This window comes from Anaerotignum sp. MB30-C6, from assembly GCF_030908465.1.
Classification (GTDB): Bacteria; Bacillota; Clostridia; order Lachnospirales; family Anaerotignaceae; genus Chakrabartyella.
Window position 1 is genome coordinate 338,006 of sequence record NZ_CP133078.1, and the last position, 15,982, is coordinate 353,987.

The 15,982-nt window shown below is 40.9% G+C and carries 11 protein-coding genes and 2 pseudogenes; all 13 read left to right on the plus strand.

From position 1 onward, the window contains the following. Positions 1-14 precede the first annotated feature (14 nt). Complete coding sequence (gene holB, locus RBQ60_RS01640; protein WP_307884865.1) at positions 15-1,001, plus strand: DNA polymerase III subunit delta'; 987 nt, start codon at positions 15-17, stop codon at positions 999-1,001. Then, positions 1,001-1,873, plus strand: a complete 873-nt coding sequence (locus RBQ60_RS01645; protein ID WP_307884866.1) for a PSP1 domain-containing protein — start codon at positions 1,001-1,003, stop codon at positions 1,871-1,873. Before holB ends, RBQ60_RS01645 begins: the two co-directional genes overlap by 1 nt. Further along, positions 1,863-2,618, plus strand: coding sequence for a tRNA1(Val) (adenine(37)-N6)-methyltransferase (locus RBQ60_RS01650; RefSeq protein ID WP_307884867.1), 756 nt, complete (start codon positions 1,863-1,865; stop codon positions 2,616-2,618). Before RBQ60_RS01645 ends, RBQ60_RS01650 begins: the two co-directional genes overlap by 11 nt. Further along, positions 2,615-3,475 carry a 16S rRNA (cytidine(1402)-2'-O)-methyltransferase gene (rsmI, locus tag RBQ60_RS01655; RefSeq protein ID WP_307884868.1) on the plus strand — a complete coding sequence of 287 codons (861 nt, stop codon included), beginning with the start codon at positions 2,615-2,617 and terminating at the stop codon, positions 3,473-3,475. The genes RBQ60_RS01650 and rsmI overlap by 4 nt, the downstream gene beginning before the upstream one ends. Before the next feature lie 41 nt (positions 3,476-3,516). Continuing rightward, positions 3,517-3,894, plus strand: a complete 378-nt coding sequence (locus RBQ60_RS01660) for a hypothetical protein (protein ID WP_307884869.1) — start codon at positions 3,517-3,519, stop codon at positions 3,892-3,894. 401 nt (positions 3,895-4,295) lie between these two features. Continuing rightward, positions 4,296-8,621, plus strand: coding sequence for a 2-hydroxyacyl-CoA dehydratase (locus RBQ60_RS01665; protein WP_307884870.1), 4,326 nt, complete (start codon positions 4,296-4,298; stop codon positions 8,619-8,621). Between the two features lie 398 nt (positions 8,622-9,019). Beyond that, positions 9,020-9,709 carry a response regulator gene (locus RBQ60_RS01670; RefSeq protein ID WP_307884871.1) on the plus strand — a complete coding sequence of 230 codons (690 nt, stop codon included), beginning with the start codon at positions 9,020-9,022 and terminating at the stop codon, positions 9,707-9,709. A 638-nt stretch (positions 9,710-10,347) separates the two neighbouring features. Next, positions 10,348-10,944, plus strand: a pseudogene (locus RBQ60_RS15485) (histidine kinase dimerization/phospho-acceptor domain-containing protein); the annotation flags it as partial. Between the two features lie 258 nt (positions 10,945-11,202). Further along, positions 11,203-11,508 (plus strand): annotated as a pseudogene (locus RBQ60_RS15490) (sensor histidine kinase); the annotation flags it as partial. A gap of 151 nt (positions 11,509-11,659) precedes the next feature. Beyond that, positions 11,660-12,121 (plus strand): hypothetical protein, encoded by a 462-nt coding sequence (locus RBQ60_RS01680; RefSeq protein WP_307884873.1) that lies wholly within the window; start codon positions 11,660-11,662, stop codon positions 12,119-12,121. Positions 12,122-12,148: 27 nt separating this feature from the next. Then, positions 12,149-13,555, plus strand: coding sequence for a hypothetical protein (locus RBQ60_RS01685; RefSeq protein ID WP_307884874.1), 1,407 nt, complete (start codon positions 12,149-12,151; stop codon positions 13,553-13,555). Between the two features lie 18 nt (positions 13,556-13,573). Beyond that, complete coding sequence (locus RBQ60_RS01690) at positions 13,574-14,437, plus strand: hypothetical protein (RefSeq protein WP_307884875.1); 864 nt, start codon at positions 13,574-13,576, stop codon at positions 14,435-14,437. Positions 14,438-14,696: 259 nt separating this feature from the next. After that, positions 14,697-15,953: a UDP-N-acetylglucosamine 1-carboxyvinyltransferase gene (locus tag RBQ60_RS01695; protein ID WP_307884876.1), complete on the plus strand. Its 1,257-nt coding sequence runs from the start codon at positions 14,697-14,699 to the stop codon at positions 15,951-15,953. Positions 15,954-15,982: the final 29 nt, after the last annotated feature.

The window sequence follows — 15,982 nt, forward strand, 5'->3', positions numbered from 1 at the left end:
AAGGGGTGGACGCTTTGTATACCTATAAAGAGATTTGGGGCAATGGGCGTCTGCTCCAACATTTGCAAAATGCAGTAAACAATGGGAAGACATCCCATGCATATTTGTTTGTTGGGGGTGCCGGCGCAGGAAAGCGGATGATTGCCAAGACCTTTGCCAAGCACCTTTTATGCACTGCTCCAAAGGAAGAGCCCTGTGGAGTTTGTGATAGCTGTCGTGTGTTTGACAGTGGGAATCACCCCGATGTGATTCATGTGACTTCAGAGAAAAAAACATTGGGTGTAGATGAAATTCGAGGGCAAATATTAGAAACGGTAGATATAAAGCCTTATCATTATGATAAAAAAGTTTATATCATTCACCAAGCCCATACCATGACGGTTCAAGCCCAAAATGCGTTATTAAAAACCCTAGAGGAGCCTCCCAGCTATGCGGTATTTTTGCTACTGGCGGAGAATATGGATGTTTTTTTACCCACCGTCCTTTCTAGAACGGTGACATTAAAACTGAACCCCATTGCGGAGGAGGAAGTTAGCCGATATTTAACGCAAAAGGGTGCCGTTCCCTCCGAAGAAGCTGTGTTTTTTGCCGCTTATGGACAGGGACGAATTGGCCATGCGTTGGAACTAATTGAAGATGATACCTTTCGACAGATGAGAGAAGAAATCTTAACAAAAATGAGCCGATTACCTGCGATGAGCCTGTCTGATGCTTTGCTTTTGGCAAAAGAGTGGGAAGTTTATAAGAACGATTACCGTTTTTTAGATATCATTGGTTTATGGTATCGGGATTTGTTGGCGGCAAAATCATTGAGGGACGAAGGTTTTATTATACAAAAAGATAAAAAAGACATGATTTTTCAAGCGGCAAGTGAACCGTCGGAGAGTTTAGCAAAAAAAGCAGCAGCTGTTGTAAAAGCAAAAGAACGTTTCATACAAAACGGAAATTTTCGGCTAATTTTAGAGGTTATGCTGATGGAGTTAAAGGAGAATAGAACCTAATGATTGAAGTGGTAGGAGTTCGATTTAAAAAAGCAGGAAAAATGTATTACTTTGATCCGGATGGGTTAAAGCTAGATAAAGAGGATTACGCCATTGTGGAAACAGCACGTGGTGTGGAGTATGGCATGGTAATTAAAGAGAATACCTTTGTAACCGAGGAATCTATTGTACCTCCGTTAAAAAAGGTGTTGCGCAAGGCAACAAAGGATGATGCCCGTACGGTAGAGAACAATGAAAAGAAGGAAGATGAAGCTTTTCACATTTGCTTAGGCAATATCGCTCGCTTGGGCTTAGATATGAAGTTGGTTGATGTGGAGATGACTTTCGACCGAAACAAGCTGATTTTCTATTTCACCTCTGACGGCAGAGTTGACTTTAGAGAGTTGGTTAAGGAGTTGGCGGCAACCTTCCGCACCCGTATCGAGTTACGCCAAATTGGTGTGCGGGATGAGGCGAAGATGCTAAACGGCATTGGTATTTGCGGCAGAACCCTGTGTTGTGCCACCTTTTTAGGGGATTTTCAGCCTGTGTCCATTAAGATGGCAAAGGAGCAAAGTCTGTCATTAAACCCTACAAAAATCAGTGGCATTTGTGGACGTTTGATGTGTTGTTTGAAATATGAAGAAGAAGTGTATGAGGAGTTGAACCGTAAATTACCTAAGGTTGGAGATATTATTTCAACACCCGATGGCACGGGGGAAATTCTTTCCGCTAATGTTTTGCTTCAGCAGGTTAAGGCCGCTGTAAGAAAAACAGAGAACGATCCTCCTACAATTGCTTTTTACCATGCCGATGAGATTAAGTTAATTAAAGCAAAGAAAAAGAAAAAACAGGAACCGATTCCTGAGGAATTAAAGGCATATGAAGACTGAGATTAAGATAAATGAGTTTGAACGGCTGGATGATTTGCACCGCAAAGGCTATAAAATCATCCAAGACCCAAAACGATTTTGCTTTGGCATTGATGCAGTGCTACTGAGTGGTTTTGCCAAAGTGAAAAAAGGTGAAACCCTGTTGGACTTGGGTACGGGAACGGGCATAATTCCCATATTGCTTGAGGCAAAAACATTGGGTGCCCACTTTACAGGCCTTGAAGTCCAAGAAGAAAGTGCAAAGATGGCCAAAAGAAGTGTGGCTTTGAATCAGCTAGAGGAAAAGGTTACAATTTGCCATGGGGACTTGAAGCAGATTAAAGATCTGTTTCCAGAAGAAAAATTTGATGTAGTAACCTCAAATCCCCCATACATGAATGAGGGTGGAGGGCTGATGAATCCCCATAGTGCAAAGGCAATTGCCAGACATGAGGTTCTTTGTACCTTAGAAGATGTGGTGGCAGCGGCAGGGAAGGTTTTACGAGTAGGGGGAAGATTTTATATGATACATCGCCCCCACAGGCTTACAGATATTATGGTGTTTTTTCGCCAGTATAAGCTGGAGCCAAAAAGAGTAAGGTTTATTCAGCCTTTTTCGGACAAGGCACCTACCATGGTATTGGTGGAAGGCGTGAAAGGTGGTAATCCAGGAGTTAAGGTGGATGCGCCGTTGATTGTTTATAGCGAAGCGGGAAAATATACTCAAGAGGTATACGAAATTTATTATGGAGAAGGACAAGCATGACACAGGAAAAGGTAGGAACTTTATATCTTTGTGCAACACCTATTGGGAATATGGAAGATATTACCCTTAGAACATTAAAGCTTTTGGAAAGTGTTGATGTGATTGCGGCAGAGGATACAAGAAATACGCTGAAACTTCTTAATCGGTATGAAATAAAAACGCCGATGACAAGTTATCATGAGCATAATAAAATAGGGAAAGGGCCTTTTTTGATAGAAAGGCTTTTGGCGGGAGAAAGCATTGCCCTAGTATCTGACGCAGGGATGCCAGGAATATCTGACCCTGGGGAGGATTTGGTAAAGCTTTGCTATGAGGCGGGGGTTCCCGTTACCGTTGCTCCTGGGGCATCGGCAGCTGTGGTTGCCCTAGTCTTATCAGGCCTAGACACGAGAAGGTTTGTTTTTGAAGGCTTTTTGCCGTCGGACAAAAAAGAACGACGCTCCATTTTGCAAACATTGGAAAGAGAGCATCGCACAATGATTTTATACGAAGCACCCCACCGCTTACTAGACACCCTAGAGGAGTTAGAGAAAACACTTGGGGGCGGTCGTGAGAGTGCAGTAATTAGAGAACTCACTAAAAAGTTTGAAGAAGTACATCGAGACACCATTGTGAATCAAAGGATATATTTTAAGGAAAACCAGCCAAAGGGCGAATTTGTGCTGGTAATAGCAGGCCTTTCTTTAGAGGAACAGAGAAAAGAAGCCCAAGCAAGTTGGGAAGAGATTTCCATTTCTGATCATGTCCAAAGATATTTGGATCAGGGGATTAGCGAAAAAGACGCTATGAAACAAGTAGCGAAAGATAGAGGGGTTTCAAAACGGGATATTTATAAAGAATATAAAACCAGTGAATAGAATTCTTTATAGAAACATATAAAAGAAAGGGGTGTCTGGGGATGTTAGACAGTTTTTTGGCCTTAAGTTGGCAAGATATCGTGATTGCAGCAAGTATTGCATATGTGGTTTTTTCTGTAATACGAAGATTGCAAAGGGCGTTTGGCAAGAATGAGAGTGAGTTTAGCCACAAAGTTCGTAATATGGATATGGTGGATGTCTATGAAAAATGCAAAGAACTATTTCCGATACAAAACCTTACCTTTCATGGTAAAGAATTTTCCAGGGGGATGCATATAAAAGTCATAACAATCCAGAAAAAGATTATAGAGGGAGAATTGATTGGGATTAATAAAGTAAACCTAATTTGTATTCGTACTCATAATCAAATCATTGCCCATCAATTAGAAAAAGTTGAAGAAATTATTGGTTTAGAATAATGAAAGAGGTTATTTCCCTACTTAGGAAATAGCCTTTTTTTTATAGAAAAACCCAAGCATAAGCAATAGGGGGTAAAACCTTAACAGGATTTTAGCAGCCTTTCCATAGGTTTGGGCATATAATGAGAGTAAGTATGGTCAAAAATTAATACAATAAATTTAGGGTCGGACGACCCCTTTTTTAATAAATATAGGTATATTTAAAAATGGATGAACCCGAAAGTGTAACCCAAGGAAGTGAATTGGGTTATGTAAACAAAGGGTGTGCATTTCATTGTGGAAATAAATTTGTACCGAATGACCAAAACAAGGTTTATATATAGAGAGATATAGAGAGGAGATATATGGAAGTATATCATTGAAAAGATTGATAGCAGAAGTATATTGAGGAGGTATGTCAGATGAGGTATCTTGAAGAAGGTTTCAATCATATATACAAAATGGGTGTGGACATTGGTTCTACAACGGTTAAGGTTGTTTTGGTAAACAAAAAGTTGGAAATGGTATTCCAATGTTACCGTAGGCACTTTTCAGAAATCAAAAAAACAGTCACGAGCATCATACAAGAGGCAAAGGAACAGTTAGGCGATGCTTATTTTTCCGTTATGGTTACAGGCAGCGGCGGTGTTTCTTTGGCAAAGAGCATTGGTGTGGAATTTATTCAAGAGGTGGTGGCTACAGCAAAAGCTTTGGAAACAGCGGCACCTTTAACGGATGTTGCCATTGAGCTGGGTGGAGAAGATGCGAAAATCATCTACTTTGATGGTGGAAGTGTTGAGCAAAGAATGAATGGCGTTTGTGCAGGGGGTACTGGCTCCTTTATTGATCAAATGGCAAGTCTTCTGCAAACAGATGCAACGGGCTTAAATGAGCTGGCAAAGAAATATTCCCTAATCTACCCTATTGCTTCTCGTTGTGGGGTTTTTGCAAAAACCGATATACAGCCTCTGATCAATGAGGGGGCAAAGCGTGAGGATTTGGCGGCGTCTATTTTCCAAGCTGTGGTAAATCAGACCATTGCAGGCCTTGCTTGTGGGAAACCCATTCGAGGGCATGTTGCATTTTTAGGTGGGCCTCTTCATTTTCTTTCAGAACTTCGAGGGAGATTCATTGAAACATTGAAGTTGACCGATGAAATCACCATTATTCCTGAAAATTCCCACTTGTTTGCTGCCTATGGTACAGCGGTTTCTTGCAAGGGTGAGGAAAACTTTAACTTCACTACGATTTTGAAGAAACTGAATGAGGAAACAAAGGCAGTGATGGAAGTAGGGCGTATGGATCCTTTATTCCAAAACGAAAAGGAATATAAGGCTTTTAAAGAACAACACGATAGTAGTAAAGTGAAAAGAAGGGCCATAAGTACATATCATGGGGATGCTTTTTTAGGAATTGACGCAGGCTCCACCACAACAAAGGTTGCTTTGGTTGCCGAGGATGGTAGCTTGCTTTACTCATTTTATGCAGGTAACCAAGGGAATCCTCTGAAGGTTGTAACCCAAAGTTTGAACGAAATGTACGACATAATGCCCGAGGATGTTGTAATCCGTAATTCTTGCGTTACTGGATATGGCGAGGGGTTATTAAAAGAAGCCCTTATGGTAGACTTGGGTTATATTGAAACCGTTGCCCATTATAAAGCAGCTCAGTTTTTCCGCCCTGATGTAGACTTTATTTTAGACATCGGCGGTCAAGATATGAAGTGTATCCGCATTAAGGATAATGTGATAGATAGTGTGTTGTTAAACGAGGCATGTTCTTCGGGTTGTGGTTCCTTTATTGAAACCTTTGCCAATTCATTGAATTATAACGTGGCGGACTTTGCCAAAGTAGCTCTTTTTGCAAAGCACCCCATTGATTTAGGGTCTCGTTGTACCGTATTTATGAACTCCCGTGTGAAACAGGCACAAAAAGAAGGGGCGGATGTTTCGGATATTTCTGCTGGCTTGGCGTACTCTGTCATTAAAAATGCGTTGTTGAAGGTAATAAAAATTGCCGACCCCACATCTATGGGGAAATCCATGGTGGTGCAAGGGGGAACGTTCTATAATGATGCAGTTTTAAAGAGTTTTGAGATGATCAGTGGTAAGCAGGCTGTTCGTCCTGATATTGCAGGTATCATGGGGGCCTTTGGTGCGGGGCTGATTGCAAGGGATAAATACACCACTGGCTATCAAACAACATTAATTTCAAGAGATGAGATGAATGCCCTTGAAGTTCGTTCTAATATGGCAAGATGCCAAGGTTGCACAAATCATTGTTTGTTGACAATTAACTTATTTAGCGGTGGAAGACGTTTTATTACGGGAAATCGTTGTGAAAGAGGGCTGGGCAAGGAAAAAATCCAAAATCCTGCACCGAACCTTTATGAATACAAACTACGCAGGCTATTTGATTATGAGCCTTTATCTGTGGCAGAAGCCAAGCGTGGTACAGTTGGGATTCCTCGGGTTTTAAATATGTGGGAGGATTATCCTTTTTGGTATACATTCTTTACAAAGCTTGGGTATCGGGTTGTCCTTTCCCCCAATTCTTCGAAGGAAATATTTGAAAAAGGCATGGAATCCATACCAAGTGAATCTGTATGCTACCCTGCTAAGTTGGTTCATGGACATATCATGTATTTGATTGAACAAGGTGTAGATCGGATTTTCTACCCTGGCGTTGTGTATGAAAGACGAGATAGTGTAGCGGCGGACAATAATTATAACTGCCCCATTGTGGCATCGTACAATGAAAATATTAAAAACAACGTTGAGGAATTGCAGGAAAAAGGAATTTCTTTTATGAATCCTTTTATCGCCATGGATAAAATTGAAACGGTTTTTAAGCGAATGACAGAGGAATTTGTTCCTTTGGGTTGTACCAAAAAAGAAATCAAAGAGGCAGTTTATTGTGGGTGGAATGAATGGTCTGAATTCCGAAGGGATATGCATGAAAAGGGAGAGGAAACCCTACGTTATATCAAAGAAAAGGGTATGACGGGCATTGTTTTAGGGGGCAGGCCTTATCACGTAGATCCTGAAATTAATCACGGTATTCCCGAACTCATTGCCGGATATAATATTGCGGTGTTTACGGAAGATAGCGTTGCCCATCTGGGCAAGGCAAAACGCCCTACCGTCGTTCGTGATCAATGGACTTATCATTCAAGATTGTACGAATCAGCGGCATTTGTGACAACCCAAGAAGACTTGGAGTACATCCAGTTGAACTCCTTCGGGTGCGGCTTGGATGCGGTTACCACCGACGAAGTAAAAGCAATTTTAAATGCTTCGGGTAAGATATACACAGTTTTAAAAATCGATGAGGTAAACAACCTTGGTGCGGCTCGTATTCGTATTCGTTCCTTAATTGCGGCTTTGGAAGATAGAAGGGAAAAGGGAGTCTCCATAAAGCAGGGAGACGCCAGCTTACATAGAGTATTGTTCACAAAGGAAATGAGAAAACATTACACCATCCTTTGCCCTCAAATGTCACCCATTCATTTTAATATTTTACAGCCTGCTGTTCGTGCTTGTGGCTATAACCTAGAGGTGATGGAAGCCATGGATAGCAGTGCCATTGATACGGGCTTAAAATATGTAAATAACGACGCTTGTTATCCCGCACTGATTACCATCGGCCAGTTGATGAACGGTTTGTTTTCAGGGAAATATGACTTGAATCGCACGGCCCTGTTAATTTCCCAAACCGGCGGAGGATGTAGAGCAACCAACTACATAGCCTTTATACGTAAGGCTTTGGTGAATGCAGGTATGCCTAACATTCCTGTTATTTCTATAAACCCAGTGGGACTTGAGAAAAATCCCGGGTTTAAGATCAGCTTAGGTCTATTAAATAAGGCTTTGCAAGCGTTGGTGTATGGCGATGTGTTTATGCGGGTATTATACCGAACACGGCCTTATGAAAAAGTAAAAGGCTCTGCCAATGCGCTATATGAAAAGTGGAACGAAAAGGTTAAGAAGGATGTGGCTAGGGGGAGTTATTACACCTACGCCGAAAATATTCGAGGAATTATACGAGAATTCGACGAACTAGAATTGGTTGATGTGGAAAAACCTAGGGTAGGTATTGTTGGTGAAATTCTGGTTAAGTTCCACCCAACGGCCAATAACGACTTGGTTAATCTTTTGGAACGAGAAGGAGCAGAGGCTGTTGTACCGGATTTGCTTACTTTTGGGCTATATTCTTGTTATAACGCAACCCAAAAAGAAAAACACCTTGGTGGTTCTAGAAAAAGCACACTTATTGCTGATTCTGTGGCCAAGGTCATTGAGCTATACCAAAAGCCTATGCTGAGTGCATTAAAAAAGAGTAAGCGTTTTGACTGCCCCGAAGACATAAGAGAACTGGGTAAATTCGCAGAAAAGATTGTGTCTTTATGTAATCAAACTGGTGAGGGTTGGTTCTTAACGGCGGAGATGGTGGAGCTAATCCATTGTGGAGTGGCAAATATTGTTTGTACCCAGCCTTTTGGTTGCCTGCCCAACCATGTTGTGGGAAAAGGAGTTATAAAGGAGTTGCGTAAGCAGTATCCTTTGTCTAATATTATCGCCATTGACTATGACCCCGGAGCAAGTGAAGTGAATCAGCTGAATCGCATTAAATTAATGCTTGCAGGTGCCAATAAGAACTTAGAGGCGGCACGTTCCAATAGCTTGAGTAAAGCCCACTCCTTAGAGCAAGCGGCTTTTCAAGTGAAAGAAGATGATGGGGATTTTTAAGGAAACCTTTAAAAATAAGGCATGGATTATATCTATGCCTTATTTTCTTTTTTCAAAAAAATTAGATGAGTTACTTATACGTAAGAAAGAAGTGCCATGGTAAATTGAATTTTTTATCTAGACCTCAATTAATAAAGGGGGGGCGTTAGAAAGCCATATTACTTAAAGATACTTCTCTGGTTTTAGTCTGAAATGACGTATTTGGCTACTTTTCAAAAAAGGGAAAGGAATAAAGGATAGCAAAAAGGAGCGAAGGCAAAGAGATACCTTTATTTTTTCTGAATTTTTAGGTTAAAATTGTATCAAACAGAAAGATGCAAAAACTGTACTTTTGTAAAAATATTATGTATAATGAAGAAAATAAGTGCATTGTAGCCTAATTTATTGGGGGGCAAAAAATGGAAAAGAAAATATTAATTGTAGATGATGAACAAAATATCGTAGATATTATTGCGTTCAACTTGAAAAAAGAAGGTTATCAAATTTTAAAAGCTCCTGACGGGGTTGAGGGTGTAAAATTAGCCATGGAAGAAAATCCTGATTTGATTCTGCTAGATATTATGATGCCAAAAATGGACGGTTATGAGGCTTGTAAGAAAATTAGAGAAAAGAAAAATACGCCTATTATTATGCTTACAGCCCGTGCCGAAGAGGTAGATAAGGTGTTGGGCCTTGAATTGGGTGCAGATGACTATGTTACGAAGCCTTTTGGCGTTAGAGAACTTATGGCAAGGGTAAAGGCTAACTTACGCCGTCAGATTATTCACGAGGAGGCAACAGAAGATGGTGAAGGTTCTGAATTTGGCAGGCTAAGCGTGAATTTAGAGCGTTATGAGGTTCGTAAGGATGGAAATGTCCTTGAATTGACTTTGCGTGAGTTTGAACTCTTGAAGTTTCTTACCCAACAAAAAGGCCAGGTTTTTTCTAGAGAAACCTTGTTGGAAAAGGTTTGGGGCTATGAGTATTTTGGCGATGTGCGTACAGTAGATGTTACAGTTCGCCGTTTGCGTGAGAAGCTGGAGGATGACCCAGGGAAGCCTGAGTATATTTTAACCAAAAGAGGCGTTGGCTATTATTTTGATTGTTAAGGAAGACGAGGTTGGAGCCTTTGAGAAGTATTAAGTGGAAATTAATCATTATGTATCTTGGGCTTGTGCTGATTGTTATGATTGTCAGTGGTTCCTATATTTTGTTGAGTCTTAGAAATATTGAGATCGAGAAATCCAGAAAAGAGTTGGAATTATATGCAGATAAAATAAATATTCAGGTCATCGAGGATAATGATGCGGAGCGTTTTCAGGAGAATCTCCTTCGAACGGGTCCTGATGCTGTGGGTATTCATGGGAATATTTTGGACGCAAATGGAGACACCATTGCCTCCACCTCCACATTGGAGGGGCCATACCCAGTTTATAATGATCAGGCCATCATTGCCGCTATGTATGGGATGTCTTCCTTTTCCTCGGGGAAAAAAAGCACGGACTCCTTTGCCTTATTGAAAGAATGGATGAGTTATGCCACACCCATAAAAGGGGAGGATGATAAGGTAAACTACATCATTTACACCCGATTGGACGCTGGGGATATGCGTGCCAGCTTAGACCAGACCACAAAAATCATTATCATTGCTGTGGCCATTTCTTTGTTTTTGGCAGTGATTATGGGTTATGTCTTTGCCCAAACACTGACAGGACCCATTTTAGCCCTGACTAGGGGTGCAAAAAATATGGCAGAGGGGAATTTTGAACAAAGTTTAAAAGTACGAAGTAGCGATGAAATTGGGCAGTTAACCAGCAGTTTTAATTACATGGCTTCTGAGTTAACAAAAAACATGTCTGAAATATCTAAAGAGAAAAATCGTTTGGAAATTTTGCTTCATAACATGAGTGATGGCGTGATTTCTTTTAATAAAGATGGAGAGTTGATGCTTGCCAATACTGCTGCTCTGGAAATGCTGGAGGTCGATAAGATTGACATGGATTTCTCCACCTTTATTCGAGAGTATGATATTAATTCTGCTGTATACTTGGATATGGGCAATGAACCATCTAAAAAGGTAACTTTCCCAGTAGGTAAGCAGTTTATTAATGCAAACTTTACACCATACTACAGCGTGGCAGGACAGATAGAAGGCTTGGTCGTTGTATTGCAGGATATTACAGAGCAGAAGAAATTGGATGATATGCGTAAAGAGTTCGTGGCCAATGTATCCCATGAGTTAAGAACGCCGCTAACCACAGTAAAAAGCTATACAGAAACTTTAATGGATGGCGCCATAGAGGATCGGGAAATTGCTATGGAATTCTTGGGGATTATTGATGGTGAGGCGGACCGAATGGCATTCCTAGTACGTGACCTATTGCAGTTGTCCCGATTTGATAATAAGCAAGTGCATCTGGATATTACCCAAATTGAGATGAACGAATTCCTACTCTTAACGGTGAAGCAAAACAAGATTCATGCCGAAGCGAAGCGACAGGTGCTGAGCTTTGAGCCCTATTCGGAAAATGTAGTGATTTACGGAGATAGAGATCGTGTGGGTCAAGTTGTGAATAATATTGTTACAAATGCAATGAAATATAGCTTGGAACAGGCCGTCATCAAAATCTATATTTCAGAGGAAGACTCTTATTTTAAAATTTCTGTAAAAGATACAGGCATGGGGATTTCCAGAGAAGATTTACCTCGCATTTTTGAGCGCTTCTATCGGGTTGATAAAGCCAGAAGCCGTGCCATGGGGGGGACTGGCCTTGGCCTTGCCATTGCAAAAGAAATTATGGAAAGCCACGGTGGAAGGCTAACGGCAGAAAGTGAATATGGAAAAGGAACCGTTATGACCATGTGGTTTCCTAAGGAGCCGCCGAAACCTCAAATCCAAGAAGTATAGCAGCCTAATTCTGTAGAACAAAACCGCTTATTTTGCAGAATCAAAAGATGTTATAAAACTGTAAGCCCATTGTAACATGAATGTAATATTTCTGTTGTATAATAGGATATACTTATATTATAATGGATACAGTAGATTGGAGGTGTCAGGAATGGAATGGAGAAACAAAATATTTGCAATGTTATTGGCTTTGCTTTTATTCTCTTTTTCACCCGTCTATGCCTTTGCTAGTGAAATAGAAAATCCTGCGCCTATTTCAATTACCAGCGGACTGGTTTTTGATGAAGATGGTCAGGATGCTACGTTCGATAGTTCTCGTATGGTTTATGGTGAAGCTGTGCCTTACTCACAGATTTCTGTTACGATTTGTGGCAAGGATGGCGATGGGGATATGCAAGAAGAGTACAGCGAAGATTTAGAAGTAGGGTCTTTGGGGATTTTCAGTATGTCGTTGCCTTTGGAACTGGGAACCAATTATATTGAGTTAACAGTGAACTGCCAAAATTTTGATGAGGCGATATATCATTTTGAAGTAAAAAGAAAGCCTCTAAAAGTAAAGGACGAACTAAAAAGCATGGTTGCTTTGCCGGGTTCAATAAAAAATATAAAATAAAAATTATAGAAAAAGCGGTGGGATCAAATGAAATTATACAAAATCACGAATTTTGTCATTGTTGCTTTGGTCATAGCTGCGGTTTATCAAACAGGAGAGTTATGGCTTGAAGGAACATCGAGCCATAACTTTTTTCATATGCTGACGGAAGGGAAGTCCCTAACCAGTAAGGCAGATGGAAATGTTCTTTTGGCGACCCGTTATGCCGTAGGTGAGGGAGAAGGTACTTTTTCTGTATATTATCCTGATGAAACGGGGACAAGCTCTCTCTTACAAGATGCGAATGGCGTTTTAAATGAAATTCTAACGGAAAAAGAGAATCAAGTGGAATTTGTTAATGCTGACTGGAAAGAAATCGTTGGGAAACGCTGTATTGTCATGCAGTATGACTTTATGGTATCTGCAGACGAATATTTGAACCAATATAAACGAATTAAAAATAATGATCGAATTGATTCTTTTGACTATATTGCAATTATTCCTTCCCGCCGCCCCGGGGAGGAAAGTAAGGCGTACTTTGTCAATTCCAAAACCAACGAAAGTGTCTGTTATACTACAAAAAAAAGTCAGTCTGCAGCGGATTTTTATATGAAGTTGATTACGGATGAGAACGCCTTGACCTACATCTCTACGGGGCAGAAAACAGGGGCATCGGTTATTTGGCGAAATTTATTTTTACCCCAGTGGCCAACCTTGCCCTATCAATACAGCGGCTTGCGACAAGTTCCCGCCTTTGAAAGAGATGGTGCAGTGAGCCGTGTGGATATGGAAAATACGGTAAAAGGCTTTTTCCGAAACTTTTCAGTGGATTGGAGTACAAAAGATGATGGTGGGGACTTTATTTTTAGTGATAACCAGACAGTCGTAAAGTATTTCCTTGATGAGCGGGTTTTGGAATACTACAGCTATGAAGCATATGGGAATGACGCCAACAATACCAGCCTGTTGGAGGGGTATCAAATTAGCTGCAACTTTTTGGCTAATGATACATCCTTATCTACGGATGTATATTTGGCGGATATTGAAATAAAGAGCAACGAAACCATTTATTATTTCGATTATGTTGTAGATCATTTACCTGTGAACCTTTCTGTGGCGTTGCAAGACCGCATTGGAAGCAAGCATGCCATAGAAGTTTCAGTACGAAATCAAAGGGTGAAAAAATATCGCCGTTATGTGGTGAACTATGAGTCTACAGGCAAACAGGATATGGAGTTGAATGTTCAATTTATCGATGCGTTAGACGATGCCAATAAAACCTATCAGGCAACGGTTGAAGAAAAGGTTATTTCGGATGTAAAGAACATTTCCCTAGGCTACTATGTAGAGCTGACAGGGGAAATTGGGCTAAAATGGTTTGTTACTTTGTATGACTATTTGTTTGTAACACAAACCCATACAGACTCTTTAGCGGCGATGAACAACATTTCATAAATTGAAGGGAGGAAGGTCATGGAGTGGGCAGGTGCGAAGCGATTTGTGATCGTCTTGCTAATTATCTTAAATGTGGGATTGGCAGGTTTAAATATAAGGCAAAGACGGGAAAACACCATGACTTCGGCGCAAGAGAAAGCCATTTTTGAAGTGTTATCTGAAAATGGCATCACCATGTATACAGACCTAAAAATTGGTGCAGAGCCTATGGATCGGTTTGAAGCGAAAGTTCCCACTTATGTTAAGGAGGAATTGGAGACTGCCATTTTTGACGGAGAAAAGACCAGAGTTTCCTTAGGCAACCAAAAGGTATACAAAACCAATACAAAAACCCTGACGTTAGATGGGGATCGGGGGACCTTTACCGACAAATCTATAGAAAAAGGTTTGACGAGTCTTGGACGAGAGGATGCCATAGAACTAGCGGAGCATAAGATGGAGCAAATGAAACACATTTTCGGCAGCTTTCAGCTTAGCTATGTTTCCAAAGGAGAAGATGGGTGGAGGGTTGAGTTTTGCACAACCTATAGAAATGAAACTATTTTTTCTAATAATTTCACTTTTTTTGTATCGGACCTGGGGATTTATGGAATTGACTTTACCTATTGTGAAATAACGGGAGTTAGTCAGGAGAAAAAAGATATTTGCTTCACCGATGAAGCGTTACTGACTTTTATGCGGGAATGGAAAAAGCGTGATGGTGCAAAGGATGCCACCATTCAAAAGCTTGAACTGGGTTATGACCTGATGGAACAAGGCAGTGCAGTGGCGGGAACGGGCCTATATCTAGAGCCTTGCTACCGTATTTATTTGATGGAAGAAAGCCAGCCTTATTTGGTAAATGCTTATACTTGCCAAATTGTCAAAAAGAATGTAAAATAGCTGATAACGTGATAAGAGGGGATAACCCCTCTTTTTTCATATGTGTAAAATAAGACTTTTTATTAATTATTTAAAAAGCCCCAATTCTAGGGGTAGGAGGAAAAAAGGCTTTCCACAGCCGCTGTTTCATGATATAATTCGAATGTTAGGGCGACAACGAATAGAATAACATTGGTTGATCAAAAGAATGAAAGATAGGCCCGGCTTTCGTATACAAAGGGAGTGTCCTTTGGCAATTTTTTGGAAGGATGAACGTTTAATGGATAAATTGCTTGTAAAAGGCAGAAAACGTCTTGTGGGAGAAGTTACGATTAGCGGAGCGAAAAACGCAGCGGTGGCAGTACTACCAGCAGCGATTATGGCAGGTGGTAAAAGTGTTTTAGAAAACTTACCCAATATTGAGGATGTAAGCTGTATTTGCCATACCATTGAAAAGATGGGGGGCAAATGTATACCCAAAGATAACCATACGATAGTAATTGACTGTTCACAGGGGCTTGATTACCGAGCTACATTTGAAGAAGTACAGAGAATTAGGGCCTCCTATTACTTCTTAGGAGCGCTTTTGGCACGTTATAAAAAGGCTGAGGTAGCAATGCCTGGTGGCTGTAATTTTGGCAAACGACCCATTGATTTACACTTGAAGGGGTTTCGTGCCTTGGGGGCAACAGTAGAAGAGGCCGATGGCGTGGTAAGAGCGTATGCGGACAAGCTTGTTGGAACATCAATCTATATGGATCAAGTTAGTGTTGGTGCTACCATTAACATTATGTTAGCGGCAACCTTGGCAGAAGGTGTGACGACCATTGAAAATGCGGCAAAAGAGCCTCATGTTGTGGATACTGCCAACTACCTGAATATGATGGGAGCCAATATTAAAGGTGCTGGAACGGATGTTATTCGTATTAAAGGCGTAGAAAAGCTGGAAGGGGCACAGTATACAATTATTCCTGACCAGATTGAAGCAGGTACTTATATGATTGCGGCGGCAATTACAGGCGGAGATGTTTTGGTTAAAAACATTATTCCTAAGCATATGGATTCATTGACTGCAAAGCTGGTTGAAATGAACGTAAGGATGGAAGAAGGAGACGACTCTATTCGGGTTATGGCAAATAAGCCATTGCGTGGTGTTACGGTTAAGACCATGAGTTATCCCGGCTTCCCAACGGATTTACAGCCACAAATGGCAGCACTTTTGAGTATTTGCAAAGGTACCAGCGTGATTACAGAGAATGTATGGGAAAACAGATATCAGTATATCGAAGAGTTACGTAAACTCGGAGCCCGTGTCGATATTAACGGAAGAATTGCCACAATTGAAGGGATTCCTCACTATCAGGGGGCTAGCGTAGAGGCTACCGACCTAAGAGCGGGAGCAGCTATGATTTTAGCCGCATTGGCAGCAGAGGGAACCACAGAAATTGAAGGGGTACGTTATATTGATAGAGGCTATGAAGACGTTGAGGAGAAGTTCAACGCATTAGGCGCAGACATTCAGCGTGTTTCAGAGTAAAAATTTCAAAGCAGGGGTAACCCTGCTTT

What these genes read in the sequence shown, in the direction of transcription:
- RBQ60_RS01650 (WP_307884867.1), top strand. Translation starts at nt 1,863, where the DNA reads ATGAAGACTGAGATTAAGATAAATGAGTTTGAACGGCTGGATGATTTG.
- RBQ60_RS01685 (WP_307884874.1), top strand. Translation starts at nt 12,149, where the DNA reads ATGAAATTATACAAAATCACGAATTTTGTCATTGTTGCTTTGGTCATA.
- RBQ60_RS01660 (WP_307884869.1), top strand. Translation starts at nt 3,517, where the DNA reads ATGTTAGACAGTTTTTTGGCCTTAAGTTGGCAAGATATCGTGATTGCA.
- RBQ60_RS01670 (WP_307884871.1), top strand. Translation starts at nt 9,020, where the DNA reads ATGGAAAAGAAAATATTAATTGTAGATGATGAACAAAATATCGTAGAT.
- RBQ60_RS01665 (WP_307884870.1), top strand. Translation starts at nt 4,296, where the DNA reads ATGAGGTATCTTGAAGAAGGTTTCAATCATATATACAAAATGGGTGTG.
- RBQ60_RS01645 (WP_307884866.1), top strand. Translation starts at nt 1,001, where the DNA reads ATGATTGAAGTGGTAGGAGTTCGATTTAAAAAAGCAGGAAAAATGTAT.
- RBQ60_RS01695 (WP_307884876.1), top strand. Translation starts at nt 14,697, where the DNA reads ATGGATAAATTGCTTGTAAAAGGCAGAAAACGTCTTGTGGGAGAAGTT.
- RBQ60_RS01680 (WP_307884873.1), top strand. Translation starts at nt 11,660, where the DNA reads ATGGAATGGAGAAACAAAATATTTGCAATGTTATTGGCTTTGCTTTTA.
- RBQ60_RS01690 (WP_307884875.1), top strand. Translation starts at nt 13,574, where the DNA reads ATGGAGTGGGCAGGTGCGAAGCGATTTGTGATCGTCTTGCTAATTATC.
- rsmI (WP_307884868.1), top strand. Translation starts at nt 2,615, where the DNA reads ATGACACAGGAAAAGGTAGGAACTTTATATCTTTGTGCAACACCTATT.